This window comes from Sphingomonas sp. (assembly GCF_048594985.1).
In the GTDB taxonomy this organism is placed as follows: Bacteria; Pseudomonadota; Alphaproteobacteria; order Sphingomonadales; family Sphingomonadaceae; genus Sphingomonas_I.
Genome location: NZ_JBMDXG010000121.1, coordinates 1 through 12,788 on the forward strand (window position 1 = coordinate 1; position 12,788 = coordinate 12,788).

Annotated in this window: 9 protein-coding genes and 1 tRNA gene; 3 read left to right on the forward strand and 7 right to left on the reverse strand. The window is 67.6% G+C overall.

Annotated features, from left to right (window positions below; all coding sequences use genetic code 11):
* Window positions 1-1,874: TonB-dependent receptor domain-containing protein (locus tag ACOJSF_RS04545; RefSeq protein WP_420141043.1), on the forward strand; the 1,874-nt coding region annotated here is incomplete at its 5' end.
* Window positions 1,871-4,912 carry a glycosyl hydrolase family 28-related protein gene (locus ACOJSF_RS04550; RefSeq protein WP_420141044.1) on the forward strand — a complete coding sequence of 1,014 codons (3,042 nt, stop codon included), beginning with the start codon at window positions 1,871-1,873 and terminating at the stop codon, window positions 4,910-4,912. The genes ACOJSF_RS04545 and ACOJSF_RS04550, both read left to right, overlap by 4 nt.
* 36 nt (window positions 4,913-4,948) lie before the next feature.
* Here the strand turns inward: ACOJSF_RS04550 and ACOJSF_RS04555 are convergent, their stop codons facing one another.
* Window positions 4,949-6,958 carry a hypothetical protein gene (locus ACOJSF_RS04555; protein ID WP_420141045.1) on the reverse strand — a complete coding sequence of 670 codons (2,010 nt, stop codon included), beginning with the start codon at window positions 6,956-6,958 and terminating at the stop codon, window positions 4,949-4,951.
* A 186-nt stretch (window positions 6,959-7,144) separates the two neighbouring features.
* On the reverse strand, window positions 7,145-8,611 hold the full coding sequence (locus ACOJSF_RS04560) for a nucleoside hydrolase-like domain-containing protein (RefSeq protein ID WP_420141046.1): 1,467 nt from the start codon (window positions 8,609-8,611) through the stop codon (window positions 7,145-7,147).
* A gap of 265 nt (window positions 8,612-8,876) precedes the next feature.
* Here ACOJSF_RS04560 and ACOJSF_RS04565 point away from each other — a divergent pair.
* A tRNA-Gly gene (locus ACOJSF_RS04565) sits at window positions 8,877-8,950 on the forward strand.
* A 19-nt stretch (window positions 8,951-8,969) separates the two neighbouring features.
* Here ACOJSF_RS04565 and ACOJSF_RS04570 read toward each other — a convergent pair.
* From ACOJSF_RS04570 to ACOJSF_RS04590, 5 genes are all read right to left on the reverse strand, one after another.
* The gene (locus tag ACOJSF_RS04570; RefSeq protein ID WP_420141047.1) at window positions 8,970-9,746 is read right to left on the reverse strand and encodes a Crp/Fnr family transcriptional regulator; all 777 of its coding nucleotides are present in this window, start codon (window positions 9,744-9,746) and stop codon (window positions 8,970-8,972) included.
* A 63-nt stretch (window positions 9,747-9,809) separates the two neighbouring features.
* A complete protein-coding gene (locus tag ACOJSF_RS04575; RefSeq protein WP_420141048.1) occupies window positions 9,810-10,442 on the reverse strand; it encodes a tetratricopeptide repeat protein in 633 nt (210 codons plus the stop codon).
* On the reverse strand, window positions 10,439-10,846 hold the full coding sequence (locus ACOJSF_RS04580) for a cytochrome c-type biogenesis protein (protein WP_420141049.1): 408 nt from the start codon (window positions 10,844-10,846) through the stop codon (window positions 10,439-10,441). Before ACOJSF_RS04580 ends, ACOJSF_RS04575 begins: the two co-directional genes overlap by 4 nt.
* Entirely contained in the window at window positions 10,843-11,373 is a 531-nt protein-coding gene (locus ACOJSF_RS04585) for a redoxin family protein (protein WP_420141050.1), read from the reverse strand. Before ACOJSF_RS04585 ends, ACOJSF_RS04580 begins: the two co-directional genes overlap by 4 nt.
* A partial coding sequence (locus tag ACOJSF_RS04590; RefSeq protein WP_420141051.1) for a heme lyase CcmF/NrfE family subunit occupies window positions 11,370-12,788 on the reverse strand: 1,419 nt, incomplete at its 5' end. The genes ACOJSF_RS04585 and ACOJSF_RS04590, both read right to left, overlap by 4 nt.

Here is a 12,788-nt window from a genome sequence, read left to right on the forward strand (position 1 = left end):
CGAACCTGACGGTCCAGTGCGCCAATCCGTTCCTGCCGCAGCTCATTCGCGACCGCTGCACGTCGGCCGGGATCACGCAGTTCAACCTCGGGACGAGCAACGGCCAGCTGCCGAACCAGGAAGTCCATACCGACCGGCGCCAGTATCGTTTCGTCGTCGGCGCCAAGGGCCAGTTCGACGTGGCCGGGACCGACTGGAACTACGACACCTATTACGAACATGGCACGACCAAGTCGGACATCAACGTCGACCAGATCGTGCTCCAGAACCGCTATGTCGCGGCGACGAACGCGGTCGTGCTCAACGGCGCAATCGTCTGCGCCGACCCGGCCGCGCGCGCGCTGGGTTGCCAGCCGATCAACATCTTCGGCAACTTCCGTCCGTCTTCGGCGGCGCTGGAATATATCATGCCGGCCAACGGGCCGTTCCAGAAGACGAAGCTCACCCAAGACGTGGCGAGCCTCAACTTCTCCGGTACGCCGGTCGAGCTGTGGGCGGGTCCGCTGTCGGTGGCGTTCGGCGGTGAATATCGTCGCGAATTCTACAAGGTCCGCGCTGATGCCTACGGCGCCGGCGTGACCCCGCTCAGCCCGAATAACGAGATGTATCCGTCGGATCCGCTCCTCAATTCGGCGCAGGGCAGCAACTGGGCGGCCGGCAACTACAAAAACGGCCGCGGCAAGTATGACGTGTACGAAGGCTTCCTCGAAATCGATCTGCCGCTGTGGAACAGCGAGAGCTTCGGCCGGGCGAACCTGAACGCCGCGGGTCGCGGTACGCACTACAGCACGTCGGGCACGGTCTGGGCGTGGAAGATCGGCGGCACCTGGGATACGCCGGTTGATGGCCTGCGCTTCCGTGCGGTCACGTCGCGCGACGTCCGCGCGCCGAACCTGTCGGAGCTGTTCGCGGCGCCGACCGTCACGACGCTGCCGAACTTCAACGATCCGTTCCGCAACGTCGCGGTGCAGGTGTTCCAGAACACGATCGGCAACCCCGACCTGAAGCCGGAAATCGCGCGCGATACCGAGCTGGGCGTCGTCTATGCCCGTCCGTCGTGGCTGCCGGGCCTCAGCCTGTCGGTCGATTACTACCACATCAAGCTGAACGGCGTCGTGTCGACGCTGAGCCCGGACCAGATCGTCCGCTTCTGCTTCGAGGGCAATCAGGCCTTCTGCGGCGGCTTCCAGCTCGACGGCGCGCAGGGCACGAACTTCGTGAACGTGCAGCCGTTCAACCTGGCGTCGTGGAAGACGGATGGCTTCAACCTCGAAGCGAGCTACCAGTGGCAGCAGCCGCTGGGCCTGGCAGGCAACTTCACCATCCGTGCGCTCGGCACGCACGTCCGCAAGTTCATCGTCGACTCGGGCATCGCCGGCGTCGCCAAGATCGACAATGCGGGCGCCAACACCGGCGCGACGCCCGACTGGAAGTGGCTGGCCACGCAGACCTATGACAGCGGCCGCTTCACGCTGACGGTGCAGGAGCGTTGGTTCAGCGACGGCGTGTTCAACAACACCTACGTCGTCTGCCAGTCGTCGTGCCCGGCTTCCACCGGCAACTACACGACGGTGAACTACAACCGGATGAAGGGCGAGTTCTACATGGACATCGGCGCTTCGTTCAACATCACCGACAACCTGACCCTGTACGGCAAGGTCGACAACCTGTTCGACAACGATCCGACCCCGTCGCCGCAGACCAACACCGGTCTCGACGTCAACCCGGCGCTCTACGACACGCTGGGCCGGATCTACCGTGCGGGTGTCCGCTTCAACTTCTATGCGGATCCCTGTTCGGTCGGTAAGCACATACCCACCAAACTGGTCCCGGCCCCTTGCGGCGGGGACTTCTGTTTCAGGAGCATCGGATGAACGGCTCACTCGCCCATTGGCTCGGGACGGTCGCCGTCGTCGCGGTCGCGGCCCCGGCTCTGGCCTCGCCCTCGGTCTACACCACCGCGCCGGACGAACCCGCCGCCGTGACCGTCGCCGGCAAGCGCGACGGCCGGGCCGACGACACCGCCGCGATCCAGCGCGCGATCGATGTGGCGGCGGCCAAGGGCGGCGGCGGGATCGTGTTCGTCCCCTCCGGCACCTACCGCATCAGCCGCACCATCTTCCTGTGGCAGGGTGTGCGCATCTTCGGCATCGGCGCCAAGCGCCCGGTATTCGTGCTCGGTCCCAACACGCCCGGCTTTCAGCGCGGGGTGGCCAACATGCTGATGTTTGCCGGCGGCGCGCGACAGGGCATCCAGGCCGATCGCGGCCGCATCCCCTATCCCCCGCCCACCAGCGTGCCGTTCAATCCCGAGATCGCCGATGCGAACCCCGGCACCTTCTATTCGGCGCTGAGCAACATCGATTTCCGGATCGGCGCGGGCAATCCCGCCGCGACGGCGATCCGTTTCCACTCGGCCCAGCATTCGTTCATCAGCCATGTCGACTTCGACATCGGATCGGGCCTCGCCGGCCTCTATCACGTCGCGAACGAGGCGGAGGACCTGCATTTCCGCGGTGGGCGCTACGGCATCCTCGCCGAAAAGCCCTCGCCCGCCTGGCCGTTCGCGTTGGTCGACGCCACCTTCGAAGGCCAGCGCGACGCCGCGATCCGCGAGCATGAGGCCGGACTGACGCTGGTCAACATCTCGTTCCGCAACACGCCGGTCGGGATCGAGATTGATCGCGGCTATGGCGACTGGCTGTGGGGCCAGGACCTGCGGTTCGAGAATGTCAGCCGCGCCGGCGTGATCATCTCGAACGAGAACAACGTCTATACGCAGATCGGCTTCCAGAACGTCGTCGCCAGCAACATGCCGACCTTCGCGCGCTTCCGCGACAGCGGGAACGCGGTCGCGGGCAAAAGCGGCGCCTACCGCGTCTCCTCCTACACCTATGGCCTGACGCTGCCTGCCGTGGGCGAGATGGGCACATACCAGAGCGAGATGAAGGCGGAGTCGATCGCCGCTTTGCCCGCGCCGTCCGCCCCCGCGATCCGTGCGCTGCCGCCGGTGTCCGAATGGGTCAATGTCCGCAAGCTCGGCGCGAAGGGCGACAATCGCACCGACGACACCGCCGCCCTCCAGCGCGCGATCGACACGCATCGCGTCGTCTACCTGCCCGCCGGCTTCTACAACGTCACCGATACGCTGCGCCTGCGCCCCGACACGGTGCTGCTGGGGCTGCATCCCAGCCTGACGCAGATCACGCTGCCCGATCGCACGCCCGCCTATCAGGGGGTCGGCGCGGCCAAGGCGCTGGTCGAAGCGCCGAAGGGCGGAGACAATATCGTCGCCGGCCTCGGCCTCAACACCAACGGCATCAATCCCCGCGCGACCGCGCTGCTATGGATGGCGGGCGCGCGTTCGATGGTGAACGACGTCAAGTTCCAGGGCGGCCACGGCACCGATCTGTTCGACGGAACGCGAGTCAATCCGTACAATTCCAACGCGACCGGGGATCCCGATCCCGCCAAGCGCTGGGCCGGGCAATATGCCAGCCTGTGGGTCACCAATGGCGGCGGCGGCACCTTCGCCAACATCTGGAGCCCGAGCACGTTCGGCGATCCGGGGATCTATATCTCCGATACCGACACGCCCGGCCGCATCATCCAGGCCTCGGTCGAGCATCACGTTCGCACCGAATTCGGGCTGAACCGCGTTTCGAACTGGGAACTGCTCGCCCCGCAGACCGAGGGTGAAGCGGGCGAGAGCGGCGAGGCGACCGCGCTGGAGATTCGCGATTCGCGCAATATCCTGGTCGCGAACCTTCACGCCTATCGCGTGACGCGCACGCGTCAGGCCGCACCGGCGGCGGTGAAGCTCTACAACTCGCAGGACATTCGTTTCCGCAACGTCCACGTCAATGCGGAGAGCGGCGTCGCCACCTGCGACGAATATGGCTGCACCACCGACCTGCGCGTCAACAAATTCCCGTACTCCAACGCGATCCAGGACATCACGCACGGGATCGACGTGCGCGAACGCGAATTCGCGGTGCTCGACGTTCCGGCCAAGCCCGCGCCGGTGAAGGCCGTGACCTTCCGGGGGGCGCGGGTCGAGAAAGTGGCGGACGGCTTCCACGGGATCGGCGGGGGCGCGGTCGATGCCGCCGGCACGCTCTACTTCGCCGACCGGCGCCACCAGCGGATCTACAGCTGGTCGCAGGATCGCAAGTTGAACGTCGTGCGCGACGCCGCGCTCGATCCGGTCAACCTCGCGGTCGACCGTTCGGGCAATTTGCTCGTCCTGTCGGCCAACGGCCGCAACGGCACGGTTTACAGCTTCAAGCCTGGCAGCCCGGATACCGAGATGACGGTGATCCCGGCCACGCCCGTCGTGGGCCGCGCCGACGCCGCCACCGTCCTGCCGGTCAATTGGTGGGTGAATGGCGAGTTCAAGGATCAGATCAACCCGCAGACCTACGAATTCACCACGCTGGCCGAGATGTTCGCGCGCGACATGGCGGTGCCCAAGGTGCACGAATATGTCTCGCCCGACGGCAGCCTCGTCCTGCCCGCCTACCGCACGATCCAGCAGGGCCCGCCGGACTTCCGCGCGCTCCGCTTCTCGGACTCGCTCGACACGTACGGCTTCACCGCCGCGCGTCCGGGCGAGCGGGTGTTCGTCGCCAACAGTTCGGAGAACAAGACCTATAGCGGGCTGGTCGGCGCGGGCGGCGCGGTCACCGATCTGAAGCCGTTCGCCGATCGCGGCGGCGAGAGCGTCGTCACCGACAAGGACGGGCGCGTCTACATCGCCAACGGGCAGGTGTTCGTCTACGATCGGGCCGGCAAGGAAATCGGCCGGATCGACGTGCCCGATCGGCCGCTCCAGCTCGTCTTCGGCGGCCCGCGAGGGGACACTTTGTTCGTGCTGACGCACCACGCGCTCTACGCGGTACGCCCCTCCTGAGGCGCAAGGGCGGGGAGCAATCCCCGCCCGCCCCGATCAGCCGAAATTATGCTTCACCCGTATGTACGGGATGACGTGCCGGTTGCGCTCGCGATACTCGCGCATGCTGGGCGTCGGGTTGAAGCGGTTCGGATCGAAGAAGATCCGCTCGCGATAGCCATAGGCCGCGATCGCATTGTCCGCGCCGATGCTGAACGTGGTCCGCTGCGTCGGGCGATATTCGACGAAGACCTTGACGTAAGGCTGCTGCCGGAAGGTATCGAGTTCGTCGAGGCGATATTGGGTCGCGGCGGTGTTGTTCTCCGCGCTGATCCCCCAGGCGAATTTGCCGAGATCCTGCCGGAATTGCGCCTCGTAATAGAAGTTGGAATCGTCGGAGAAACGCCGGCGGCGATGTGTGTAGGGATCACGCACCGACGTCTTCACGTAGGAACCGTAAAGCGTAAGTCGCCCCCCCTTGATGCCGAACCGGCCGAGCGGGGCGTCGAGCTTGCTGCGCAGGATGATACGGCGGCCGTTACCCAGGTTGCCGGGCGCGTCGAATCCTTCCTCGGTCGGTACGCGATCCTGGACGCGCGCGACCGTGTCATATCCCGCTTCGAACCGGATCAGCCCGGTGCCCAGGATCGGCCGTTGGACCGTCGTCAGAAATTCCCACGCCCGCTGCGGCACGAGGTTGGCATTGCCGCCGTTGACGCGATCGTTCGAAAGCTCGGCCGCGCTGATGAAATCCTCGAACTGGAGCTGCGCAACCGTACGCTGCGCCGAAAACTGGACGTGCCAGCCGCCTTTCGGGCGCCAGTCGAAGGTCGCTCTCGGTTTCAGGAAGCGGAGCGTGCGGCGCGCCTCGGCATCGCCGCTGACCGTCAGGCGTGACGCCTCGTAGGTCAGGCCGAGATCGGTACGCAAAGTCGGGCTCAGCGGGCGGCCCGCATTGACGAAGAGCTCGCCGCGATATTCCTTCACCACCGCCTGATCGATCGGCAGGTCGATCCGCGTCCGCCCGCCGGCGGGATCGAGCGCGAACAGATCGACGTCGCTGGCGAGGCGGTTGAGCGCGCCCTCCCCGCCCGTCTCGATGCTCCAGCCGCCGAGGCTGCCGGTCCACACCAGCCGCGCGAGCGTTTCGTCGCGATCGTCGACGAGGTTCTGAAAGGAGGACCCGTCGAGCACCGCACTCCGCACGCGCAGCAGCCACAGGTCATCATTGTCGCGATGGCGCCGCGTCGCGAGCCCGACCAGCTTGATCCCCCCGCCCGCGAACGGACGGGTGACGTCGCCGCCGAGCTCCAGGTCGCGGCGGCGGTAGCGCTGCGTCAGATAGTCGTCGCGCATCGGCCCCTGTGGCAGCGTCACATCGCTATACTGGGTCAGCGACAGGCGGGTGATGCCATAGCGGACATTGGCGTGCGCGGTACGGTTGGACCCGCCATTATATTCCCACGACACTGTCGCGGCGCCCGTCGGCTCCTGGATATGGTTTACCTTGCGCCGATATTCGAGCGTCTCGTCCCCCGGCAGCGTGGACAGGCGGTCATGCCCCTCCTCGCTCGTATAATCGTTCTCGACCGTCAGCGCGGCGTTGAAGGTGGACGGGCCGCGCCGGAGCAGCGCCGACAGGCTGCCTTCGGGATAGAGCTTGCCGGTGAAGCTGCGATAGACCCGCCCCTCGGCGGTGCCGCCGACGCCCCCCTCGCTCGTCAGGATCAGGTTGAGGACCTGCGCCTTGCCCGAATATTCGGCGCTGAACAGGTCGCCGGGTCCGACCTCGATCCGCGCGACGCGGCTTGCGGGAATGCGCGCGAGGATATTGCGGACCGGCTCGCTCTTGCTGCTCGGCCGCTGCCCGTTGATGACCAGATTGCCTGCGGCCTGCGCGAAGCCGCGCACATCCTCGTCCACCTCCTGCAGGGTGAAGCCGGGCACGCGCTCGACCATTTCGCGCGCGTTTGCCGGACGGAAGCTCACGAAGAAGCCGGCCGGGTAGACGATGCGACCGTCGCCGGGCACGACCTGGCCCGCCGCGGGCATAGCCAGCGTCGCCAACGCTCCGATCAGGACGACCGGAGCCCCGCCCCGCCGCATAGACATCTTGTTCCCCGGCACGACTTTGCAGGATCGGCGGGGCCTGCCGCAAGTCGCAGATAAGATTGGCAGATGGTTTCGCCCGGAGTGCGGCGATTTGCGCACACTTACGGGAACGACGGGTGCGACGCGGCAGGCGCCCTTACGCTATTGCGCGGCCGTCGTAGCCGGCACGATCGTGACGATCACCCGTTCGTACCGCGTGAGCGGCGGGCTGCCCTTGTCGGTCACGCCGACGATGAAATGCGCCTCGCGAGGGGCGGTCACCGCAGGCGCGGTGAAATCGACCGTGTGGATGTTCGCGGCGATGCCGTTGGGAATGGCCGTCTGCCAGTGCCCGACCTCCTGATAATGCGACCAGTAGAAGCTCAGGCCGTCGCCATCGGGATCGGTGCTGCCGGCCGCGCTCAATACGAAGCGCTCGCCGGACTTCACGGTGAGCCGGCGGGGATGCGCCAGCCTGACGACCGGCGCATGGTTTGCCTCGGCAAAGTCCTTCGTCGTCCAGTCCATCCGCGCGGCAAAATCGTTCTGAAAGTCGTCGCGCCAGCGCCATACGCCCGCACGGAAATCCTTGACCGATCGGTCGCCGGGGATCGTCGCGCGGCCATATTCGCGCGCGACCAGCGGCTTGTAGCTGTCGATCGCGTTGCTCCAGATCGGCCGCGTCTCGGGCTCGATCGCGACGCCGCTGAAGCCGCTGGGATCGGTTGTCGCGACGGGCGGCGTATAGAGTTCGTACCGCCCGCCCCAGCCACCCCAATCGGGATGCTCGGGGTCGCTCAGGCCGGTGGGGATCAGCGACAGGAAGGCGGGCGTATCGCCTTCCATCCCGTAAGCCACGTCGGGATAGAGCGCGCCCAGCGGCCCATGCCCCTGCTGGATATTATCCTTGAGCCAGCCATTGCTGATCGTCCGGTTGTCCGCCCCGTCGATCAGCGTGTGAATGCCGGTCCACGTCCCCGCGCCGTAGCCGCCCGGGCTGACGACGTAGAAAAGCCTGGGAAAAGTCTTGCGGATCCAAGCGCCGCCATCGTCCTGATCGGAAATGGTGTAGACGCGCAGCTTGCCGATCAGGCGTTCGGCCTCGTCAGGCGAGCGCGTCTCGCGGATCGTGTGCAGCGCCTGCGCCAGCGTGTTGACCCCGCCCCAGACCGAGATCCACAGCGGCCGGGGATCGCTCCGCTCCAGCGCATCGACGATCAGGCGCGATCCGGGCGTGTCCTTGCCCGTCCCGACCGCCGCCATGCCATAGCCCGGTTGCCCCTCGCGAATGAGGCCGCGCAGCCGGTCGGCGGTCGGAAAGCCGCCCTCGTGGCGGGCCAGATTGGGTTGAACCAGGGCATACGTATCGACGATCCGGCGGATCGAAGCGGGGTGGATCGACGTCTTCATGTGGATCGACGTCGTCGCCACCAGCCCTTCCAGATCGATCTGGTTGGCATAGAGGAAGAGGCGGATGAACGACTGGCTGTCGTCGGGATCGGCCTCGATATCGCTCAGCACGATCATCCGCTGCTTGGATGCGGGTGCGGGCAGCGGCGCGTGCGTGGCCGCGGGCGCGGCCGTCGCGACGAGCGCCGACATCGTGAACCAGATCGTCAATCCCCGCATCCTATCCCTCCCATTGTCCGCGTCGAGGCGCGCTCGACGTCGCCATAGCCGGACGCTAGCTTTTTGTCAGACAAGATGTGGAGCCCGCATGTCCTCCGCCGCCGAGCCAGGTTGCGGAGTGCAAAGGTCTTACGCGACGGTCGGGATACCGTTGACGACGCCACCGTCGTCGTGCCACTTGGCGCCCGGATCACGGCGGCGCCTGCTCAGGGCAGCGTCCCACGATCACGCTGGCAACGGGAAGTCCCAGACTTTCCTGGCGCTTGCGGGTGTAGCTCAATGGTAGAGCAGAAGCTTCCCAAGCTTACGACGAGGGTTCGATTCCCTTCACCCGCTCCACTGCCGGCATCGGCGCGGATCAGCGCGGTTCCGGCTCCCGATACAGATAAGCCGGATTGAAATCGGCAAAGCGGCGAAGCGCGGCCAGATCGGGGATCGAGGCGAGGCCGTCGCGCACTACGGCCAAGCCGCTCTCACGCAGATTGCGGAGCGTGCGATTCATGTGAACGGGCGTCAGACCGATGATGTCGGCCATGACCGCCTGCGTCAGCGGCAGCGGGAAGCCCTGGGGTGTCGCGCCACCGATCAGATCCAGCCGGGCGTGCAATTCGCACAGGAATTTGGCCATCCGGACCGCGGCGGAATGGCCCAGCCGCGCGGTCCATTCGCGATGGATCGCGGCGTCAATCACCGTGAGCAGCCACAGGAGCCGCGTCAGATGCGCGTGTTCCTCGCTGATGCGGCGCAACGCCGCATGCGGGAACAAGGCGACACGCACGTCGGACAAGGCGACGACGTCATGGTCGAGCCTGCGCAACAGCAGACTGTGCAGGTCGACGAAGTCGCCGGGTACATGGATCGCCACGAACTGGCGCTTGCCGCCGGCCATGTACGACGCCCGCGCCACCATGCCGTCGAGCAGCAGGGTCGAATGCTCGGCATGCTGACCCGCGCGGATCAGCGTATCGCCTTCCGGATGGACGCGGACATCGCTGACCGCGCCGACCAGCGCGTCCCTTTCCGTAGGGCCCAGCGCGTCGCGCGTTTCGAGCGTCCGGAAAAAATCGCTCAGCATATCGCCGATCGATCCACGATCGACACTAGACATGGCGAAAGGCGGCATCGCGCTGCTCATGTCCGATCCCCTGTTTCGGCCTGAGTGGGCCACAGTCCCGCACTCGGATGGCGGTCGTCAAGCTCAACCGCCGTCCTGGCTGCGTATCTGGCCGAGGACGAACAGCTTCTGCGCCAGCAGCACGCGCCATTCGGGCCGCGTGGTCATGACCGGGACCAGCCCGCTCCATACCGCCTCGGCCCCGTCGAGATCGCCCGACTGCGCGAGCGCGAGGCCCAGGAAGTAGGAGGCCGCCGGGTTGCGCGGCGCGAGCGCGCGGCCGCGTTCGAACGCGAAGCGCGCGGCGGGGGTGACCATCCCGCCGGCATATTCGGAAAGCGCATGGCCGTAGGCGATCCACAAGGTCGCGCTGCGCGGCCGGCGCGACAGCTCGCCGCGCAACAGGCCAGCCGCATAGGCCGGATTGCCGTTGCGGATCAGCGCGTCGGTCATGTCCAGCATCTGCGCATCGGGGCCCATCGTCTCGAAGAACGCCTTGCGCTCGCGCGCGAACAGCGTGTCCTCCCGCGCCTTGTCCGCCGCCGCGCGCGCGGGCTGGCCGGCAAGCCCGGGACTGCCCTGCCACGCATAGCCGGCGAGCCCGAGCAGCATGAAGGCGACCGTCAGCTGCAGCGCGCCCCGCCCGGGCCGGGCGAGCAGCGTCAACGCCAGAAGCAGCAGCGCCGCGCACAGGAGCGGGATCGCCCAGCCGATCACCGGCGCCTCCGCTTCAGCGTCCGCCGGCCGAGCAGGAGGCCGGCCGCGACCAGCAGGATCGGCGCGGCCCAAAGCGGCCAAGTCGCGCGGTCGAGCGGCGGCGCATAGCTTACCCAGTTTCCGTAGCGACCGACCAGCCATGCGCGGATCGCCTCCGGCCGTTCGCCGGCGGCGATGCGCTGGCGCACCAGCGCGCGCATGTCGCCCGCCAGATCCGCATCGCTGTCCGCGATCGACTGCCCCTGGCAGACGAGGCAGCGGATCGTCTCCATCAGCGCCTTCGCCGCCGCCTCCTGGCGGGGATCGGCGAGTTGCGTGTTGGCCAGCGGTGCCGGCGGCAGCGCGCTGTCGGCCCAGGCGGGCGCCGCCAGCGTGAGCAGAACGATGTGCGCTACGCGCCTCATTTCGCGGCCTTTACGGCGGCGATCACCGCGTCGACATCCTGCGGATTGATCGGGCCGATCGTCTGCTGGACGATGCGGCCCCGGCCGTCGACCACGAACGTCTCGGGCACGCCAGACGATCCGAACGCCATCTGGACGCCGCTTTCCCGGTCGAGGCCGACCCGGCGGAACGGATTGCCATGCCGATCGAGGAAGCGCTTGAGCGCTTCGGGCCGATCGCGGATCGCGATCCCGACGATCGGCACGCCGGCCTTGGCGATGCGGTCGAGCTGCGGCGCCTCCGCGATGCAGGGCAGGCACCAGCTCGCGAACAGGTTGACCAGATGCGGCTCGCCCGTCGCCAGATCGTCGCTCGACAGGCCCGGCAGGCCCGGCACCGCCGCCGGCAGCACGAAGGCGGGCACGCGCGCGCCGACGACCTTCGACGTGATGGTGCGGTCTTCCGGGCGGGCGAGGCCGTAGGTCAGGCCCGACAGCAGGATGATGAACGCCGCCAGCGGCAGCCACAGGATGCGTTTCCCGTTCATGCCTCCTCCTCCCGCAGCCGCCGCCGCGCGCGCGTCTCGCGCCGGACGCGCCCGATGAGGGTCAGCACGCCGCCGATCGCCATCAATGCGCCCCCGCCCCAGATGAGGGTCACGAACGGCTTCCACCACAGCCGAAGCTGCCAGCGCCCATCCTCTGCCTGGCGGCCGAGCACAGTGTAGAGCTGGCCGGACCAGCGCGTGTGGATCGCCGCCTCGCTGGTTTCGGTCGGCGGCGCCCAGTAAGCACGCGCCTGCGGCCGCAGCACGGTGACGCCGCCCCCCCGCGTCGCCTCCAGCGTCGCTTCGAGCGCCTGCCAGTTCACCCCGACCACCGGCTCGATCCGAACGAGGCGGACGTGCCACGGGCCGACCGTCACCGTCTCGCCGACCCGCGCCGCCGCCAGCCGCTCGACCGTGAAGGCGCTGTCGCAGGCCACCCCCGCGAGCGAGGCCGCCACGCCGAGATGCGCGAGGACCATGCCCCAGACGTGGAGCGGGGTGCGACGCAGGTTGCGGCCGAACAGCGGCAGCAGGCTCGCCAGCGCCACGCCCAGCGCGAGCGCCAGCCCGAGCAGCGGCAGGACGCCCATGCCGGGCGTGAGGATGACGAGCGCGACCAGCGCCGCGATCGCGACGCCGCCCGCCGGTGCCACGCGGCGGAGCAGCGGACCCACCCGATCGCGCCGCCAGCGCATCAGCGGCCCGGCCGCAAGCAGGGCGACGAGGATCAGCGCGAGCGGGCCCGCGGCGGCGTTGAAATAAGGGGGACCGACCGAAAGCTTCTCCCCCGTGATCCCCTCGATCGCGAGCGGATAGAGCGTGCCGACGAGCACGATGCCCAGGATAGCGGTGAGCAGCAGATTGTTGGCGACCAGCGACGCCTCGCGACTGACCGGATCGAAGCCGGTGCCTTCGCGCACGGTGCCCGCCCGCAGCCCGAACAGCAGGAGCGCGCCGCCGATGTAGATCACCAGCAGCGCCAGCAGGAAGGCGCCGCGCCCCGGATCGACCGCAAAGGCGTGGACGCTGGTCAGGATGCCCGAGCGGACGAGGAAGGTGCCGATCATGCTCATCGAGAAGGCGGTCACCGCCAGCATGATCGTCCACGCCCGCAGGCCGTCGCGCGTTGCCAGCACGCTGACCGAATGGAGCAGGGCCGTCGCCGCCAGCCACGGCATCAACGAGGCATTCTCGACCGGATCCCAAAACCACCAGCCGCCCCAGCCGAGCTCGTAATAGGCCCAATAGCTGCCGGCGGTGATGCCCAGCGTCAGGAACACCCACGCGCCCAGCACCCATGGCCGCATCGCCCGCGCGAAATCACGCCCGACATCGCGAGTGACGAGCGCCCCCACGTCAAAGGAGAAGGCGACCGACAGCCCGACATAGCCGAGATAGAGCGTCGGCGGATGGAA